Origin of the sequence: Paraburkholderia saeva, from assembly GCF_907164555.1 — a bacterium.
Classification (GTDB): Bacteria; Pseudomonadota; Gammaproteobacteria; order Burkholderiales; family Burkholderiaceae; genus Paraburkholderia; species Paraburkholderia saeva.
This window is the reverse complement of the sequence record NZ_CAJQZC010000004.1, coordinates 427,650-444,651: the sequence shown is the minus strand read 5'-3', so window position 1 is coordinate 444,651 and position 17,002 is coordinate 427,650. Positions and strand designations below refer to the sequence as shown.

The window sequence follows — 17,002 nt, the reverse complement described above, 5'->3', positions numbered from 1 at the left end:
GCGGTCTGTTCGCAGCGCGCCGGCTGACACGCAGCGAACGCCTGCATCAGTTGAAATCGCTTTCGAGGAACGGCGCACGCTTCACGGCCTGATCGAGCGTGAGCAACGTCTCGAGCAGAGCGGCCATGCGATTGAGCGGCACGGCGTTCGGGCCGTCCGACATTGCCTGCGCCGGATTCGGGTGCGTTTCCATGAAGAGACCGGCCACGCCCACGGCCACTGCCGCACGCGCCAGCACCGGCACGAATTCGCGTTGGCCACCCGAACTCGTACCCTGCCCGCCCGGCAACTGCACCGAGTGCGTGGCGTCGAAGACGACCGGCGCATTGGTTTCGCGCATGATCGCAAGCGAGCGCATGTCGGACACGAGGTTGTTATAACCAAACGACACGCCGCGTTCGCAGGCCATGAAACGGTCTTCCGACAGGCCGGCTTCGCGTGCCGCATCGCGCGCCTTGTCGATCACGTTCTTCATGTCGTGCGGCGCGAGGAACTGGCCTTTCTTGATGTTGACCGGCTTGCCCGAGCGCGCGCACGCGTGGATGAAGTCGGTCTGACGGCACAGGAATGCCGGCGTCTGCAGCACGTCGACCACCGACGCGACCTGCTCGATCTCGTGTTCGCTGTGGACGTCGGTGAGCACCGGCAGGCCAAGCTGCTTCTTCACTTCGGACAGGATGCGCAGGCCTTCGTCCATGCCGAGACCGCGGAACGACTTGCCGCTGCTGCGATTGGCCTTGTCGTATGACGATTTGTAGATAAACGGAATATTCAGCTTCGCGCAGATTTCCTTCAGGCGGCCGGCCGTATCGATCGTCATCTGTTCGGATTCGACGACACACGTGCCCGCGATCAGGAAAAACGGCTTGTCGAGGCCGATTTCGAAGTCGCCCAGTTTCATGCTTTCTCCTCGACGCCCGCCAGATGATGGGCGAGCGCGGCTTCGACAAACGACTTGAAGAGCGGATGGCCATCACGCGGCGTGGACGTGAATTCCGGGTGGAACTGGACGCCGACGAACCACGGGTGCATCTCGCGCGGCAATTCCATCATTTCCGGCAGATCCTCGCTCGGGGTACGGGCGCTGATAATAAGGCCGCCGGCTTCGAGCTGGGGCACGAAGCGGTTATTGACTTCATAACGGTGACGGTGACGTTCGTTCACGTCCTTGCCGTAGATCTCCTGCGCCATCGTGCCGGGCTTGATCGGGCAGCGTTGCGAACCGAGACGCATCGTGCCGCCGAGATCCGATTCTTCGTCGCGCTTCTCGACCTTGCCTTCGCGGTCGTACCACTCGGTGATCAGTGCGACCACGCGGTTTTCCGTCGTCTGGTCGAATTCGGTGCTGTTTGCATCCTTCAGGCCGACCACATCGCGTGCGAATTCGATCACGGCAAGCTGCATGCCGAGGCAGATGCCGAGATACGGCACCTTCGCTTCGCGTGCGTACCGGATGGCCTTGATCTTGCCTTCCGTACCACGACGGCCGAAGCCACCCGGCACGAGCACCGCGTCGAGGTGCTTGAGGCTCTCTACACCGTCGGTTTCGACTTCTTCCGAATCGATGTATTCGATGTTGACTTTGGTCGACGTGTGGATCGATGCGTGACGCAGCGCTTCGATCAGCGACTTGTACGATTCCGTCAGATCGACATACTTGCCGACCATGCCGATCGTCACTTCGTGCTTCGGATGTTCGAGCTTTTCGACGAGATCCGACCACATCGACAGATCGGCCGGCTTCGGCGTGAGCTTCAGTTCGTCGCAGACGATCTCGTCCATGCCCTGGTCATGCAGCATCTGCGGAATCTTGTAGATGCTGTCGGCGTCCCACACGGAAATAACTGCGTCTTCCGGCACGTTCGAGAACATCGAGATCTTTGCGCGCTCGTCGTCCGGAATGCGGCGATCGGCGCGGCACAGCAGCACGTGCGGCGAAATACCGATTTCGCGCAGCTTCTGCACGCTGTGCTGCGTGGGCTTCGTTTTCAGCTCGCCGGCCGTGGCAACCCAGGGCACCAGCGTCAGATGCACGAAGCACGCACTGTTGCGGCCGAGGCGCAGGCTCATCTGACGCGCGGCCTCGAGGAACGGCAGCGATTCGATGTCACCCACCGTGCCGCCCACTTCCACGATCGCGACATCCGGTTCGCCGCACGTCGCGGAAGCCGCGCCGCGTTCGACGAACGCCTGGATTTCATTCGTGATGTGCGGAATGACCTGCACGGTCTTGCCGAGATAATCGCCGCGACGTTCCTTGCGGATCACCGACTCGTAGATCTGGCCCGTCGTGAAGTTATTGGCCTTGCGCATCTTCGTGCTGATGAAGCGCTCGTAGTGGCCGAGGTCAAGGTCTGTCTCCGCTCCGTCTTCCGTCACGAACACTTCGCCGTGTTGAAACGGACTCATCGTGCCGGGGTCGACATTGATGTAGGGATCGAGTTTGAGGAGGGTGACTTTGAGACCGCGCGATTCGAGGATCGCGGCGAGGGAAGCGGCGGCAATACCCTTGCCGAGGGAAGAAACTACGCCGCCGGTGACGAAAACATATTTGGTCATCGCTGGATGCTCGCGGGAAAAACGGATTATACCGTAAAGCAGGGTCTCAACCCAGCAATATGCGACGACGCAGCGTCGATCCTGCACCGTTTTCCGTTGCGCCGCGCCGCCGCCCGTCCGCGCTCACAGGTTGGGATGCAGGCGCCCTCGATGCGCACTGAAGGCTTCGCTCAGCGAGTCGCGGCGCTCACACGTCGCGCTCCAGCCCGTGAAGCATCCGCTGCAGCGCGCGGGCGGTTTCGAGCGGCTTTTCCATCGGGAACAGATGGCTACCCTCGATCCATTCGAGATGTTCGCCGGTGGCCCGCCGCGTTGCGTCGAGCCCGACCTGACGGATTTCCTTCGAACGCGTACCCGCGATGAAACCGACCGGCACAGGCGTGCCGCGCCCCAGGCGCGCGCCGAGCGTATGCGGCAGCGTGCGGTAGATCAGATATTCGGTGCGACGATCGAACGCCAGTGTGCGGCTGCCATCGATGGCCGTCTGCGGAATGCCGAAGTCGACGTAATCGGAGAGCACGCGCTCGTCCCAGCGCGCGAACGCGGGCTTCGAATGAAAGTGCCGCCACGTTTCGTCGCGGCTCGCCCAGTGTGTGCGGCGCGTGCGCGTCGCCGCTGCGGGCGAGAGTTTCTCGTCGAGCCCTGTCCATTGCGAGACGCGCAGCATACTGCTGCGCCATCCGGCGATTACCGGCGAATCGAGCATCACGACACCCTTCACCCATTGCGGCTTTTTCAGCGCCGCCATCATCGACAGATAGCCACCGAGCGAATGACCAACCAGCCACACCGGCCGCTCGTAGCGCCGGCCGATGTCCTCGATCAGTTCCTCGACGAGATGCGGCCAGTCCTGCGTCACCGGAAAGCGCGCGTCGTGGCCGATACGCTCGATGAAGCGCAGTTCGTAGTCGTCCGCGAGTTCGGCGAAGATCGTGCGGTACGTCGATGCGGGAAACCCGTTTGCGTGCGAGAAGTGGATGATGTTTTTCAAGCGCCGTTGTCTCCTGTTTTTGCTTTTTCCGCGAAGCGCTGCGGTGTGCCGCGGTCGCTGCCACGTGTTAATTGTGCTGCCCGTGCGGCGCATGTGCTGCGTTCCGGGAAAGAACTCCCGCTCATCGATCCATCCAGTACCGCCTGTGCGTATCGCGATACCGTTCGAGCGACAGCGCCGGCCCTGCGGCTTCGATACGCACCGCGCCGTCGGTGTCGCTGCGGGTGAGTTCGATATGGCGACCCAGATACCGCGACAAGACGCCCGGATGCGGGTGGTGAAAACGGTTGCGATAGCCTACCTGAAATACCGCGACAAGCGGATCGATAGAGTCGAGGAACGGCTCAGTCGATGACGTCTTGCTGCCATGATGCGGCACGACCAGCACGTGAGCACGAAGCGCCCCGGGATCGCGTTGCAGCAGGACGCGCTCGACGGGCGCCTCGATATCGGCAGCGAGCAACGCCGTGAACGGCCGATGAAACTCGCGGGCCTGCCCGTCCGAACTGGCGCCACCGCTATCCGAGCCCGCTGCGCTCACGCGCAGAACGCAGCAATGCGCGTTCGGCTTGCCCTGTAGCGGCCCTGCATCCGGCCAGAGTACGGCGAAGTCGACGCCATCCCAACGCCAGCGCTGGCCGGCCGCGCAGGGCACGACGTCGGCGCGCGCGTCGCGGGCCGCTGCCCAGAGTGGATTGGATGGTGCCAGCGCGGCCAGCATCTGCCGCACCTCGATGCCTGCCAGCACGGCCGGCGCGCCACCCGAATGGTCCGAATCCGCGTGACTGATCATCAGCGTATCGAGCGCGCTTACGCCGTTCGCATACAGGTACGGCACGACGACGCGCTCGCCCGCATGCGTCGACTCGGGCCCAGGCCCCGCATCGAATAGCAGCGTGTGATGCGCGGTTTCGATCAGGATCGACGAACCCTGCCCGATATCGAGCGCAGTAAGCCTGAACGCGCCGAACGAGGGACCGGACGGCGGCGGCAACAGCAAAGGCAACCACGTCAGCGGGGCTGCCCAGCGCAACGGCCAGCCGCGCGGCGCGAGACACCATGCGACGCCGACCGCCGCCGCAGCCAGCGGCCACGCTCCCGGCTGCGGGAGCCGCAGGAGCGCCCACGGGTAGGCCGCCATCGTCTGCAGCCCGCCAACGAGCACATCGAGCAACGCATGCGCGCCGCGAAACGCCCATGCATCGAGTGGCCCGGGCAACCCGACGCCCGCGAGAACGGCCGGCGTCACGAACAGGCTGACCCACGGAATGGCGAAGGCATTCGCAACCGGCCCAACGAGCGGAATCTGCGCGAACCAGTACACCGTGAGCGGTGCGAGCGCGATCGTAACGGCGTACTGCACGTGCGCGCTGCTGAACAGCCGCGCCTTGAGATTCGACAGCCATCGAAGGCAGGCGTCGCGAAACCGCGTGACGCGCGTCGCTTCCGGTTCTGGATCGCGCCGCTCGTGGTCGTGCATGCGTAGCCGCCCCGACATTGCATACAGGATCGCGGCGACTGCGCAGAACGACAGCCAGAAGCCGGCGGACACGACCGCCCACGGATCGACCAGCAGCACAAGACCCAGCGCCCATGCCAGCACGAGCGAAGGCGCGAGACTGCGTCCGCTGATCGTTGCCAGCGCGACCACACCCAGCATCCAGAGCGCCCGTTGCGCCGGCACGTTAAATCCCGCGAGTGCCGCGTGAGCCGCGGCGAACAGCGCGCCCGCCGTCAGCGAGATTTTTTGCGCAGGTATCCACAACGGCCAGTCGCGGCCGAAGAAACATGAACGACGCCACAGTGCACCGGCGAACCAGGCCGCCAGCCCCGCGACAAAGCCGATATGCAGCCCCGATATCGCAACCAGGTGGCTCGTGCCGGTGTTTCGCATCAGAAGCCAGTCGGCAGCACTGACGGCGTCCTGCGCGCCGATTGCCAGTGCGATAACGATGCCGCGATGCGGCGCGCCGGCAAGTGCAGCGTCGATTCGCGCGCGCACGGCGCCACGCCAGCGATCGATCGCCACGCCTGCGCCGCCGGCCGAACCCGCCAGTCGATCAGCTGCCGCCGGGGCGATGACATAACCGGTCGCGCGAATGTCCCGCGCCAGCAGTGACGCTTCGGCGTCCCGCACACCGAAGTTGGCGTTGCCGTGCGCACGCTTCAGACGCACCGTCAACCGCCAGCGTGCACCTGCCTCGAGCGCGGGCGGTGGCGCGCCTTCCGCGATCCACGACAGTTCAATCGTGCGCGGAAAGTACGCGATGTTCGCGTCGGTCGATTCGACGCCAAAGAGAAAGCGCGCACCGCGTGCATCCGTGACGGGCAGCCCTTTGATATAGCCCTGCACGACGATATTGCGGCCTTCCCACTCGACGGGAAGCGCACGGGCGAGTCGCATTTCGGCACGCCACGCCGCATAGCCGAACCCGGCGCACGCAGCCAGCAGCCACACCGCAAACCAGATGACCGTCCGCTGAAAACGTAACGACCCGCCACGTAGATTCACGCCGCCGATACATGCAGCCGCACCGCCCGCCACAAGCGCGAGCACCAGCCATGCGCGCCAGCCCGGCAGCATTGCCTGTTGCTGCAGCCACACTACGCCCAACGCAAATCCACACCACACCGCGCGCATGCACCCTCCCCGACTGACGCCGGACGCATGCAGCAGACGCAGTCGCGCCGGGCGCATGATCCGCCCGGCGGGAACCATCGGCGTTAATTATGCAGAGGAAAGTGCGAGCCGCGGCAGCGCGGCGTGAGCGTTAGCCGTTGTGCCAAGTGCTAGCTCGGATTCGCTGATCCCGCGCTGAACAGCCAGGCTCGCGCCGATACGGGGAATCTGGTCCGGCGTGTTGCGTTCCTTGTACAGCCAGGCGGGAGAAATGTCCGGCGCGTCGGTTTCGACGACGATCGCATCGAGCGGCAGTTGCTGCGCAAGCCGACGGATCTGCAACGCGCGCTCGAACGTCACGTTGCCGCCAAAACCCAGATGCATGCCATGATCGATGAACGCCTGCGCCTGCTGGAAGCTGCCGTTGAACGCGTGCGCGATACCGCGATGCACTTTGTGCCGACGCAGTCCCTTCAGCACCTGGTCCTGCGATTTGCGCACATGGCAGATCACGGGCAGATCGAATTCACGTGCAAGTTCCAGCTGTCCGTTATAGAAGAACTGCTGGCGCGCGTCATCGAGGCCCGGTACGAAAAAGTCCAGACCGATTTCACCGAGGCCAACGAAGAGCGGATCATCGAGACTCGCCTCGATTTCCATCCGCAGCACGTCGAGATCGGATTCCTGCGCGCCCGGCGTGAAGAGCGGGTGAATGCCAAGGGCATACGCGCCACCTTCGACACGATGTGCAAGTTCACGCACCGTCGCAAAGTTCTCGCGCGCGATTCCTGGTATCACGATGCGCGACACGCCCGCCCGATGCGCCTTCGAGGCGACCTCGTCGCGATCAGCGTCGAACTCCGACGCGTCGAGATGGCAGTGCGTGTCGATCCACATGCGCGCGCCCCGGTGTGATCCAGTGGTTCAGTGGTGAATATCGCCGCTTCAGACAGGCACCGACGGCTCCTCGTACAGCACGCCATCACGCAGGCGCATTGTCCGGTCGCACCGCGCCGCGAGATCGGGATCGTGCGTGACGATCACGAAACTCGTGTCCATCGTCTGCGACAGTTCGAGCATCAGGTTGAAGACGGTATCCGCGGTGCCGCCGTCGAGGTTGCCGGTCGGTTCGTCGGCGAGCACGCACGCCGGTTTCGTGACGAGCGCGCGCGCAATCGCGACGCGCTGGCGTTCGCCGCCCGACAGTTCGCCCGGACGATGCTTCGCCCGATGCGCCATGCCGACGCGCTCCAGCACCGCGAGCGCTTCGTGGCGCGCGGCTTCGGTCGTCATGCGGCGGATGCGCAGCGGCATCGCGACGTTGTCGAGCGCCGAAAACTCCGGCAGCAGATGGTGAAACTGATACACGAAACCGAGCGCGCGATTGCGCAGGTCGTTACGTTCGCGCTCCGACAGCTTCGTGAACGGCTTGCCCATCACGGACACGTGACCGGCCGTCGGATCGTCGAGGCCGCCGAGCACATGCAGGAGCGTGCTCTTGCCCGAACCGGACGCGCCGACGATCGCGAGCTTCTCGCCGCGACGCACCGAAAGCTGCGTGTTGTTCAGCACCTGAACATTGAGGCCGCCCTGCACAAAGGCCTTCGAAATGCCGGTGGCTTCCAGCACATAGGGATACGGAGCGCTTTCGCCGGACATGTCGGACATTACCTGGGAGACGGGACGATCATTCATAACGCAGCGCCTCCGCCGGACGGACCTTCGCGCCACGCCAGCTCGGATACAGCGTCGCCAGCGCCGACAGCACGAACGCGATCAGCCCAATGCGGATCACATCCGCGGGCACCAGCTCGGACGGCAGCTCGCTGATGAAATACACCGACGGCGGCAGGAACTGCACGCCGATCGCATGCTCGATCATCGGCACGAGCCACGGAATACTCCATGCGATGAGGCAGCCGAGCGCGACACCCGTCGCCGTGCCGATGAAGCCGATCGTCACGCCCTGCACGACGAAAATCTTCATGATCGAACCTGGCTGCGCGCCGAGCGTGCGCAGAATCGCGATGTCAGCCTGCTTGTTCGTGACCGTCATGACGAGCGACGACACCAGATTGAACGCCGCCACCGCGATGATCAGCGTGAGGATAATGAACATCATGCGTTTTTCGATCTGCACGGCGGAGAACCACGTCTTGTTCTGCTGCGTCCAGTCGCGGATATACAGGTCGCCAGAGAGCGTGCGCGCAAGCTCATGCGCCACCTGCGGCGCGCGCTGCATGTCTTGCAGACGCAGACGCACGCCCGTCGGCGCGCGCAGCCGGAAGAGCGCCTGCGCGTCGCGGATGTTGATGAGCGCGAGCGTGCTGTCGTATTCGTAGTGCCCGGACTCGAACACGCCGACCACCGTGAACTGCTTCAACCGCGGCAGCATGCCGGCAGGCGTGATGGTGCCCTCGGGCGCGACGAGCGTGATCTTGTCGCCGGTCCGTACGCCGAGATTCGTCGCGAGATCGCCGCCGAGCACGATGCCGAAGTCGCCCGGCACGAGATCCGTGAGCTTGCCGGCGCGCATTTCCTTGCCGATGTCCGACACTTCGGGTTCGAGCGTCGGCTCCACGCCGCGCAGCGCGACGCCGCTCACGGCGTCCTGACGCGTCAGGAGGGCCTGCGCTTCGACATACGGTGCGGCGCCCGTCACTTCCTTGTTCAGGCGGGCTTCTTTTGCGGTCAGTTGCCAGTCGGGCATCGAACCCGTCGGCGAAAAGATCTCGACGTGCGCAAGCACCGACAGCATGCGGTCGCGCACTTCCTTCTGGAAGCCGTTCATCACCGACAGCACGACGATCAGCGCCGCGACGCCAAGCGCAATGCCCGACATCGACACGAGCGCGATGAACGAAATGAAGCCGTTACCGGTCGTGCGCTTGCCGGCGCGTGTATAGCGCCAGCCAATCTGCCATTCGTAGGGAAATTTCAAGCGAATCCTTTTCTGTGTTGCTTCGACTTCTTTTCAGCGTGTGCTGGCGAAAATGCGGGTCCCGGACAATCCATCTGCCAACGACGCTTCGGTGCGACCCGATGCCGTGAACGTTGGGTGCCGACCGCCGCCGTTTGGTTCCGCCGCATGTTGCGCGCCGGCCGCTTCTCGCGGTGCTGGCCCACACGGATGTCCTTCTCCACCATCAGCCGGATAACCGCGAAGTTTGCCATATTCCGCCGTAACGCCGCGAAGGCAACGCCCGAACGGACGGGAAGCAGGACGTTGTAGCGCCACTGAACATCCGCAACAAAAAAGCCTGCCACAGGGCAGGCCTTCGCAGTTCCGCTAGCGCCGATCAGCCATGTGCCAGCATCTCCAGGGCAGCACGAGCCAGAAAACCACTCCGGGTTTCGTGTCGCGCCTCGACGTAAGCGTCGATCCTGTGCAAAACAAAGCGCGGCAGACTCACGTTGATTCGTTCGGGCTTTGAATCAAGCCGGGACAGGTCAACATCCACCAGCGCCCAGATCGCTCCAGAATACTCAGGCTTTCCAGCCAGTTCTTCCACGGTCGAACAGGTGAAACCGACATCCTCACCCAGCTCGACCAGGGTCGAAACATGACCGGTGATCGCCTCTTTTGCGTTTCTGATTGCGTCATCGATGGTATCGCCCCAGGAGTGGACGCCCGGAATATCCGGAATGGTCACTCCGTAGACGCTCCCATCATCCTTATGGACAGCGATGGGAAAATCCATTTCTGATCCTCTCCACAAATTAAAAATCCATCCCGGTGAAAAATCGCCCGCCATCACAGACCGGCGGCCTTCAGGATGCTCTTCACGGTGCCAGCCGGAAGATCCTTCTTCGGGTGCGGGACCGTCACAAGACCTTCTTTTCGGCATGTTTAAAGTGATGATGGCTACCCGTAACGCGTACTTCATACCATCCGTCTTTTTCGAGCATCCGGATCAGCTTCGATAAATTCATCCGGCCTCCGCATGCTTGTGTGTAAATATACACACCATACCAGAATGCATCAACAAATTTGTGTATTTGTGTGTATTTTCGGCGCGCTACCGTGTGTTGCACAACCCCACCACAGGGCACGGGACTTTCGCCATACAATGCCGGGCATCATGCACCCCACCCGCCTCCAGCTCCTCCTGCCCTTCGCGCTGCCCTCGGCGGCCGACGCTTCCACCGCGCTGTACAACCTTGCCATTCCCGCACTGGAGCGACTCGTCTCCCGCGCGACGCTCGTCGAGCGCGTGATCGGCGAGGATTTCCAGCGCACCCTGCCGCACGAACGCTGGGTCGCGCGCCAGTTCGGCGCCGTGTCGCCCGCGCAGCCGGCGGCCGACGAGGCACCGCTCGCACCGTACATGCTGCGCGCGGACGGCGGCGAGCCCGGTAACGCGACCTGGGCGTGCGTTCAGCCCGTGCACGTGCGGATCGCGCACGACCACCTCGTGCTGATCGATCCCGAAGCGCTCGACCTGAAGGACGACGAAGCCGCCACGCTGCTCGCCGTCGCGCGACCGCTGATCGAGGAACTGGGCGTGCGCATCGAGGCACCGAAACCGTCGCGCTGGTATCTGTCGAGCGACCGTTTCGGCTCGCTCGCAGGTGCTTCGCCGCTGCGCGCAAGCGGCCGCAACATCGAAATCTGGCTGCCGCACGAGGCACATACCGGCGAGCGTTCGCGTGCGTGGATGAAACTGCAGAACGAAGTGCAGATGGCGTGGTTCGAGCATCCCGTCAACGAGGCACGCGAAGCGCGCGGACTGCCGGCGGTGAACTCGATCTGGTTCCACGCGCAGGGCGTGGCGCAGCCGGTAAAAAGTCCGTTCACGCGCGTCCTGTCGAACGCCGCCGCGACGCGCGGTCTGGCGCTGTCGGCCGGCGTAGAAGCCGATGCCCCGCCGGCCTCGTACGCGGCGTTTGCCGCAGCTTCGTCCGAAGGCGACACATTGGTTGAAATCGATCCGTTCTCGGCGCCGTACATCGAGCAGGACTGGGCGCGCTGGAACGACGCGTTCGCCGCGCTCGAAGCCGACTGGCTCGCGCCCGCGCTCGACGCGCTGCAATCGGGCGCGCTCGGCGAACTCGGTTTGACGTTTTGCGGCGACACCGGCTCGGTGACGCTTGCGGTGACCCGCGGCGATCTGCGCAAATTCTGGCGCAGGCGCGTGTTCGCCTCGCTCTTCATCGAATGATTGACCGACCTTCTTCCGGCCTGACTGCATGACCCGAATCGTTACGCGCGCCTGTTCCCCCGCCGATGCCGAAGCACTGATCCGTCACGGCCTGCACCCCGTTCTCGCGCGGCTCTATGCGTCGCGCGGCGTGTGCATGCCCGACGAAATCGAAACCGGCCTCGCGCGCCTCGTGCCGCCCGTCGCGCTGAAAGGCTGCGAAGACGCGGCGGCGCTGCTCGCGGATTCGATCGAAAGCAGGCGCAGGATGCTCGTCGTCGCCGACTACGACTGCGACGGCGCGACCGCCTGCGCCGTCGCCGTGCGTGGCCTGCGGATGTTCGGCGCGCAGATCGACTATCTGGTGCCGAACCGCTTCGAATACGGCTATGGCCTCACGCCCGAAATCGTCGCTCTCGCCGCAACGCGCAAGCCCGATCTGCTGATCACCGTCGACAACGGGATCGCAAGCGTCGACGGCGTGGAAGCCGCGAACGCACTGGGCATCGATGTACTCGTCACCGACCACCATCTGCCGGGCGACGCGTTGCCGGCCGCGCGCGCCATCGTCAATCCGAACCAGCCGGGCTGCACGTTCCCGAGCAAATGCATCGCGGGCGTCGGCGTGATGTTCTACGTGCTGCTCGCGCTGCGCGCGGAACTGCGCCGCCGCGGCGCGTTCGGCGATGCGCATCCGGAGCCGCGTCTCGACGGCCTGCTCGATCTCGTCGCGCTCGGCACGGTCGCCGACGTCGTGAAGCTCGACGGCAACAATCGCGTGCTCGTCGCGCAGGGTCTGCAGCGCATCCGCAAGGGCCGCATGCAGCCGGGTATCGCGGCGCTCTTTCGCGCCGCCGCGCGCGACGCGCGTGCCGCGTCCGGCTTCGATCTCGGCTTTGCGCTCGGCCCGCGCCTGAATGCGGCGGGCCGGCTGTCGGACATGTCGCTCGGCATCGAGTGCCTGACCACCGACGATATCGGCCGTGCCTGGGAACTCGCACAGCAGCTCGACACGATGAACCGGGAACGGCGCGAAATCGAAGCCGGCATGCAGCAGCAGGCGCTCGCCGATCTGTCCGCGATCGATCCAGCCGGTTCGACCACGATCACACTCTTCAACGAAACGTGGCATCAGGGCGTGATCGGCATCGTCGCGGGCCGGCTGAAAGAGAAATTTCACCGTCCGTCGTTCACGTTTGCGCTCGCCGACGACAGCGGCAAGACGGTCAAAGGCTCCGGACGCTCGATTCCGGGCTTCCACCTGCGCGACGCACTCGACCTGATCTCGAAGCGCGAGCCCGGGCTCATCAGCAAGTTCGGCGGCCACGCGATGGCCGCGGGCCTCACGATCGCCACCGCCAATGTGCCGCGCTTCACCGCCGCGTTCGAAGCCGTCGGCCGGGAATGGCTGAACGAGAACGCGCTCGCGCGCGTCGTCGAAACGGACGGCGATCTGGAAGACGCGTACTTCACGCCGCAATTCGTCGAGATGATCGATGCCGAGGTCTGGGGTCAGGGCTTTCCGGCGCCAGTTTTCTCCGGCGAGTTCGACGTGGCCTCGCAGGCGCTCGTGAAGGACAAGCATCTGAAGCTGCAGCTTCTGCGCGGCCGGCAGCGCTTCAACGCAATCTGGTTCAACCATACCGACACGCTGCCAGCCCGCACGACGCTTGCCTACCGGCTCGCGAGCGACACGTGGAACGGCGTCTCGCGCGTCCAGCTGATCGTCGAACACGCGGTTAGCTAGACGCCGGGCGGCGCACGGCGCCTTGACGTCGAAAGCCGGAAAAGCGGCCCGATCCACGCAAAAAACGCCCGAAAACCCGTGCCGGATCGCGTATCGGCGTCCGGCGGGGGGCGCCAATCGGCTATAATTTCCCCTTTTTACGAAGCCACACAAGATCGACATGGAAGCGGAACGTCTCAACGCGATCGAAGCCTCTCTGGCAGACCTGCGCCATCGCGCGGGCGAGCTACGGGGGTATCTTTGACTACGACGACAAGTCACGTCGTCTGATCGAAGTCAACCGGGAACTCGAAGATCCCGACGTCTGGAACGACTCGAAGCACGCCCAGGCGCTCGGCCGGGAAAAGAAACTGCTCGATGATGTCGTCGGCAAACTGACGGCGCTCGACGCCGACCTGCGCGACACGCAGGATCTCTTCGACATGGCCCGCGAGGAAGACGACGAAGAAACGCTCGTCTCCTGCGAAACCGATGCGACTTCGATCGAACAGCGCGTCGCCGACATGGAATTTCGCCGGATGTTCTCGAACCCGGCCGATCCGAACAACGCGTTCCTCGACATCCAGGCAGGCGCCGGCGGCACCGAAGCGTGCGACTGGGCGGCAATGCTGCTGCGCCAGTACCTGCGCTACTGCGAGCGCAAGGGCTTCAAGACCGAAGTGCTCGAAGAATCCGAAGGCGACGTCGCGGGCATCAAGAACGCGACGATCAAGATCGAAGGCGAATACGCGTACGGCTTTTTGCGCACCGAAACCGGCGTGCACCGCCTCGTGCGCAAGTCGCCGTTCGATTCGTCGGGCGGCCGGCACACGTCGTTCACGTCGGTGTTCGTCTATCCGGAAGTCGACGATTCGATCGAAGTGGACATCAACCCGGCCGATCTGCGGATCGACACGTACCGCGCGTCCGGCGCGGGCGGTCAGCACATCAACAAGACCGACTCCGCGGTGCGGATCACGCACATGCCTTCGGGTATCGTCGTGCAGTGCCAGAATGACCGCTCACAGCACCGCAACCGCGCTGAAGCGATGGCGATGCTGAAATCGCGTCTGTACGAGGCGGAAATCCGCAAACGCCAGGCCGAGCAGGACAAGCTCGAAGCCGGCAAAACCGATGTGGGCTGGGGACACCAGATCCGTTCGTACGTGCTGGACAACAGCCGTATCAAGGATCTGCGCACCAACGTCGAAATCAGCAATACCAAGAGCGTGCTCGACGGCGACCTCGACCCGTTTATCAGCGCGAGCCTGAAACAGGGCGTGTAAGCGGCGTGGCGCGGCAACACCTGCCGCGCCGCGTCGTTTCCGGCACCACCGGATCGGCAGTCTGGTTTATCGCCGTACCTGTTTCCGCGCCTGCTGCTGGCGTGTCAGACGTTCCTGCAGTCACGCCGTCTGCATCATCCGACCACCCCGAATACCGAACCATCATGACCGAACCGACCCAGACGACGAACGCCGTTCCTGAGATCGACGATAACCAGATCATCGCCGAGCGCCGCGAAAAGCTGCGCGCGCTGCGCGAACAGGGCGTCGCCTATCCGAACGACTTCCGTCCGACGCATCACGCCGCTGCCCTGCAATCGGAATACGAAGCCACCGACAAGGAAACGCTCGAAGCGAATCCGCTTCAGGTCGCCCTCGCCGGCCGCATGATGCTCAAACGCGTGATGGGCAAGGCGAGCTTCGCGACGGTGAAGGACGGCTCGGGTCAGATCCAGTTCTTCATCACGCCGGCCGACGTCGGCGAGCAAACCTACGACGCGTTCAAGAAGTGGGACCTGGGCGATATCGTCGCCGCGCGCGGGGTGCTGTTCCGCACGAACAAGGGCGAACTGTCGGTGCGCTGCACGGAACTGCGTCTGCTCTCGAAGGCGCTGCGTCCGCTGCCGGACAAGTTCCACGGTCTCGCCGACCAGGAAATGCGGTATCGCCAGCGTTACGTCGACCTGATCGTCACGCCGGAAGCGCGCAAGACGTTCGTCGCGCGCACGAAGGCGGTATCGTCGATCCGCCGCTTCATGTCGGACGCAAATTTCATGGAAGTCGAAACGCCGATGCTGCACCCGATTCCGGGCGGCGCGGCGGCCAAGCCGTTCGTCACGCATCACAATGCACTGGATATGCAGATGTATATGCGTATCGCGCCTGAGCTGTATCTGAAGCGGCTGATCGTCGGTGGTTTCGAGCGCGTGTTCGAGATCAACCGCAATTTCCGGAACGAAGGCGTGTCGCCGCGTCACAACCCGGAATTCACGATGATGGAGTTCTACGCCGCGTACACCGACTACGCGTGGCTGATGGACTTCACCGAACAGCTGATTCGCCAAGCCGCGATCGACTCGCTCGGCACGGCAACGATTACGTATCAGGGCCGCGAACTCGACTTCGCGAAGCCGTTCCACCGTCTGACGATCAATCAGGCCATCCAGAAGTTCGCGCCGCATTACACGGACGCGCAACTGGCCGACAGCGCGTTCCTCCGCACGGAACTGAAGAAGTTCGGCGTCGATGCTTCGCAGCCGCAGTTCCTGAACGCGGGTGTCGGCGCGCTGCAGCTTGCGCTCTTCGAAGAAACGGCCGAGTCGCAACTGTGGGAACCCACCTTCATCATCGATTACCCGATTGAAGTGTCGCCGCTGGCACGTGAGTCGGACACGGTCGCAGGCATCACCGAGCGCTTCGAGCTGTTCATGACGGGCCGCGAAATCGCCAACGGCTTCTCGGAGCTGAACGATCCGGAAGATCAGGCAGCGCGCTTCAAGAAGCAGGTCGAACAGAAAGACGCCGGCGACGAAGAAGCCATGTTCTACGATGCGGACTACATCCGCGCGCTGGAATACGGCATGCCGCCGACGGGCGGCTGCGGCATTGGCATCGACCGCCTCGTGATGCTGCTCACCGACAGCCCGAGCATCCGCGACGTCATTCTCTTCCCGCATCTGCGTCGCGAAGACTGACAGGCCTTTTAGTATCGTTGCGCCCGGTGCAACGCCGGGCGTATCCGATGGTTTGTAACTATCGGTAAAAGCTGCGTATCCTGCGCTGCCCTGCTTGCGCTCAATTCCGCTCACTCCGTTGCAGAAAGCCGACCCTGGCGCCTTTCCGCCTGACGTGGCCTGAGGGCGCCATATTGGGCTTCGCGGACATGGTTACAACTTGAAACCTCGGCGCTTTTGAATTGTCGGACACTCTGGCTCAACAAAACTGTCGACTCTGCCCAGACGGAGGTCACACATGAACAATCCCAACACGCAACCCACGCAAAAAACCCGCCTTCATCCGCTGGTCGCGACTGCTGCAGGCGCTGTCATCGTCGCCGCTCTCGCCGCAACCGCGGCCGTGACCGGCGTGTTCCCGAAAGCAGGTGGCAATGCCGCCCAGAGCGACCAGACCCAGGCCGCGCAGGTCGGCACCCAGCCGCCGGTGGTCGATTCCGCACAACCGGCGAATCCGGCCAACTACGCGCAGCAACCACAGGCCGCCCAGCAACAGCAGGCGCAGCCGCAGCCGGCCCCGCAGGCGCCTCCTGCACCTGCTCCAGTCCAGCAGCCCCAATACGCACAGCAACCCGCCCAGCAGGCGCCTGCGCAGCCGGCATACTGCCAGAGTTGCGGCACGGTTGAAGCGATTTCCGCCGTCAAGACCGAGGGTCACGGCACCGGTATTGGCGCAGTGGGTGGCGCGGTGGCGGGCGGTGTCGTCGGTAACCAGTTCGGCAGTGGCAACGGCCGCACGGCAATGACAGTGCTCGGCGCGCTCGGCGGCGGCGTCGCCGGCAATTCAGTCGAAAAGCATATCCGCAGCACAACGAGCTACTCGGTGCGCGTGCGTATGGAGAACGGCAAGACGCGCTACTTCACGTATCACGACTCGCCGCCGTTCCAGCAGGGTGAACGTGTGCGGGTCGAGAACGGCACGCTCGTCGCGGGCTAAACCCGCACG

At 63.9% G+C, this 17,002-nt stretch carries 14 protein-coding genes and 1 pseudogene; 5 read left to right on the top strand and 10 right to left on the bottom strand.

Annotated elements, in window-relative coordinates; all coding sequences use genetic code 11:
• Nucleotides 1-46: 46 nt before the first annotated feature.
• The 10 genes and pseudogenes from kdsA to LPA36_RS13440 form a co-directional block, all read right to left on the bottom strand.
• Nucleotides 47-901, bottom strand: coding sequence for a 3-deoxy-8-phosphooctulonate synthase (gene kdsA / locus LPA36_RS13485; RefSeq protein ID WP_228877214.1), 855 nt, complete (start codon nt 899-901; stop codon nt 47-49).
• Nucleotides 898-2,559: a CTP synthase gene (locus LPA36_RS13480; RefSeq protein ID WP_228877213.1), complete on the bottom strand. Its 1,662-nt coding sequence runs from the start codon at nt 2,557-2,559 to the stop codon at nt 898-900. Before LPA36_RS13480 ends, kdsA begins: the two co-directional genes overlap by 4 nt.
• A gap of 187 nt (nt 2,560-2,746) precedes the next feature.
• Nucleotides 2,747-3,550, bottom strand: coding sequence for an alpha/beta fold hydrolase (locus LPA36_RS13475; protein WP_228877211.1), 804 nt, complete (start codon nt 3,548-3,550; stop codon nt 2,747-2,749).
• Between the two features lie 121 nt (nt 3,551-3,671).
• Nucleotides 3,672-6,191: a DNA internalization-related competence protein ComEC/Rec2 gene (locus tag LPA36_RS13470; RefSeq protein ID WP_228877210.1), complete on the bottom strand. Its 2,520-nt coding sequence runs from the start codon at nt 6,189-6,191 to the stop codon at nt 3,672-3,674.
• An 87-nt stretch (nt 6,192-6,278) separates the two neighbouring features.
• Complete coding sequence (locus LPA36_RS13465) at nt 6,279-7,067, bottom strand: TatD family hydrolase (protein WP_228877208.1); 789 nt, start codon at nt 7,065-7,067, stop codon at nt 6,279-6,281.
• Between the two features lie 48 nt (nt 7,068-7,115).
• Nucleotides 7,116-7,865 carry a lipoprotein-releasing ABC transporter ATP-binding protein LolD gene (gene lolD, locus LPA36_RS13460; RefSeq protein ID WP_228877207.1) on the bottom strand — a complete coding sequence of 250 codons (750 nt, stop codon included), beginning with the start codon at nt 7,863-7,865 and terminating at the stop codon, nt 7,116-7,118.
• Nucleotides 7,858-9,111, bottom strand: a complete 1,254-nt coding sequence (locus LPA36_RS13455) for a lipoprotein-releasing ABC transporter permease subunit (RefSeq protein ID WP_228877205.1) — start codon at nt 9,109-9,111, stop codon at nt 7,858-7,860. Before LPA36_RS13455 ends, lolD begins: the two co-directional genes overlap by 8 nt.
• A complete protein-coding gene (locus LPA36_RS13450) occupies nt 9,108-9,437 on the bottom strand; it encodes a hypothetical protein (RefSeq protein WP_228877204.1) in 330 nt (109 codons plus the stop codon). Before LPA36_RS13450 ends, LPA36_RS13455 begins: the two co-directional genes overlap by 4 nt.
• 32 nt (nt 9,438-9,469) lie before the next feature.
• Complete coding sequence (locus LPA36_RS13445) at nt 9,470-9,871, bottom strand: type II toxin-antitoxin system HicB family antitoxin (RefSeq protein ID WP_228877202.1); 402 nt, start codon at nt 9,869-9,871, stop codon at nt 9,470-9,472.
• A gap of 53 nt (nt 9,872-9,924) precedes the next feature.
• Nucleotides 9,925-10,103, bottom strand: a pseudogene (locus LPA36_RS13440) (type II toxin-antitoxin system HicA family toxin).
• 137 nt (nt 10,104-10,240) lie between these two features.
• On the opposite strand from LPA36_RS13440, the gene LPA36_RS13435 reads away from it, so the two are divergent.
• From LPA36_RS13435 to LPA36_RS13415, 5 genes are all read left to right on the top strand, one after another.
• Nucleotides 10,241-11,332 (top strand): regulator, encoded by a 1,092-nt coding sequence (locus tag LPA36_RS13435; protein WP_407674272.1) that lies wholly within the window; start codon nt 10,241-10,243, stop codon nt 11,330-11,332.
• Nucleotides 11,333-11,360: 28 nt separating this feature from the next.
• Nucleotides 11,361-13,058, top strand: a complete 1,698-nt coding sequence (recJ, locus tag LPA36_RS13430; RefSeq protein WP_228877195.1) for a single-stranded-DNA-specific exonuclease RecJ — start codon at nt 11,361-11,363, stop codon at nt 13,056-13,058.
• A 160-nt stretch (nt 13,059-13,218) separates the two neighbouring features.
• Nucleotides 13,219-14,323 (top strand): peptide chain release factor 2 gene (prfB, locus tag LPA36_RS13425; RefSeq protein WP_228877194.1). Its coding sequence is split into 2 segments (ribosomal slippage): nt 13,219-13,299 and nt 13,301-14,323, totalling 1,104 coding nucleotides; the frame shifts between segments, so codons are not numbered across the junction.
• 164 nt (nt 14,324-14,487) lie between these two features.
• Nucleotides 14,488-16,017, top strand: coding sequence for a lysine--tRNA ligase (gene lysS, locus LPA36_RS13420; RefSeq protein ID WP_228877191.1), 1,530 nt, complete (start codon nt 14,488-14,490; stop codon nt 16,015-16,017).
• Nucleotides 16,018-16,294: 277 nt separating this feature from the next.
• Nucleotides 16,295-16,993: a glycine zipper 2TM domain-containing protein gene (locus tag LPA36_RS13415; RefSeq protein WP_228877190.1), complete on the top strand. Its 699-nt coding sequence runs from the start codon at nt 16,295-16,297 to the stop codon at nt 16,991-16,993.
• Nucleotides 16,994-17,002: the final 9 nt, after the last annotated feature.

What these genes read in the sequence shown, in the direction of transcription:
- recJ (WP_228877195.1), top strand. Translation starts at nt 11,361, where the DNA reads ATGACCCGAATCGTTACGCGCGCCTGTTCCCCCGCCGATGCCGAAGCA.
- LPA36_RS13415 (WP_228877190.1), top strand. Translation starts at nt 16,295, where the DNA reads ATGAACAATCCCAACACGCAACCCACGCAAAAAACCCGCCTTCATCCG.
- lysS (WP_228877191.1), top strand. Translation starts at nt 14,488, where the DNA reads ATGACCGAACCGACCCAGACGACGAACGCCGTTCCTGAGATCGACGAT.
- kdsA (WP_228877214.1), bottom strand. Translation starts at nt 901, where the DNA reads ATGAAACTGGGCGACTTCGAAATCGGCCTCGACAAGCCGTTTTTCCTG.
- LPA36_RS13435 (WP_407674272.1), top strand. Translation starts at nt 10,241, where the DNA reads ATGCCGGGCATCATGCACCCCACCCGCCTCCAGCTCCTCCTGCCCTTC.
- LPA36_RS13480 (WP_228877213.1), bottom strand. Translation starts at nt 2,559, where the DNA reads ATGACCAAATATGTTTTCGTCACCGGCGGCGTAGTTTCTTCCCTCGGC.
- LPA36_RS13445 (WP_228877202.1), bottom strand. Translation starts at nt 9,871, where the DNA reads ATGGATTTTCCCATCGCTGTCCATAAGGATGATGGGAGCGTCTACGGA.
- LPA36_RS13465 (WP_228877208.1), bottom strand. Translation starts at nt 7,067, where the DNA reads ATGTGGATCGACACGCACTGCCATCTCGACGCGTCGGAGTTCGACGCT.
- lolD (WP_228877207.1), bottom strand. Translation starts at nt 7,865, where the DNA reads ATGAATGATCGTCCCGTCTCCCAGGTAATGTCCGACATGTCCGGCGAA.
- LPA36_RS13470 (WP_228877210.1), bottom strand. Translation starts at nt 6,191, where the DNA reads ATGCGCGCGGTGTGGTGTGGATTTGCGTTGGGCGTAGTGTGGCTGCAG.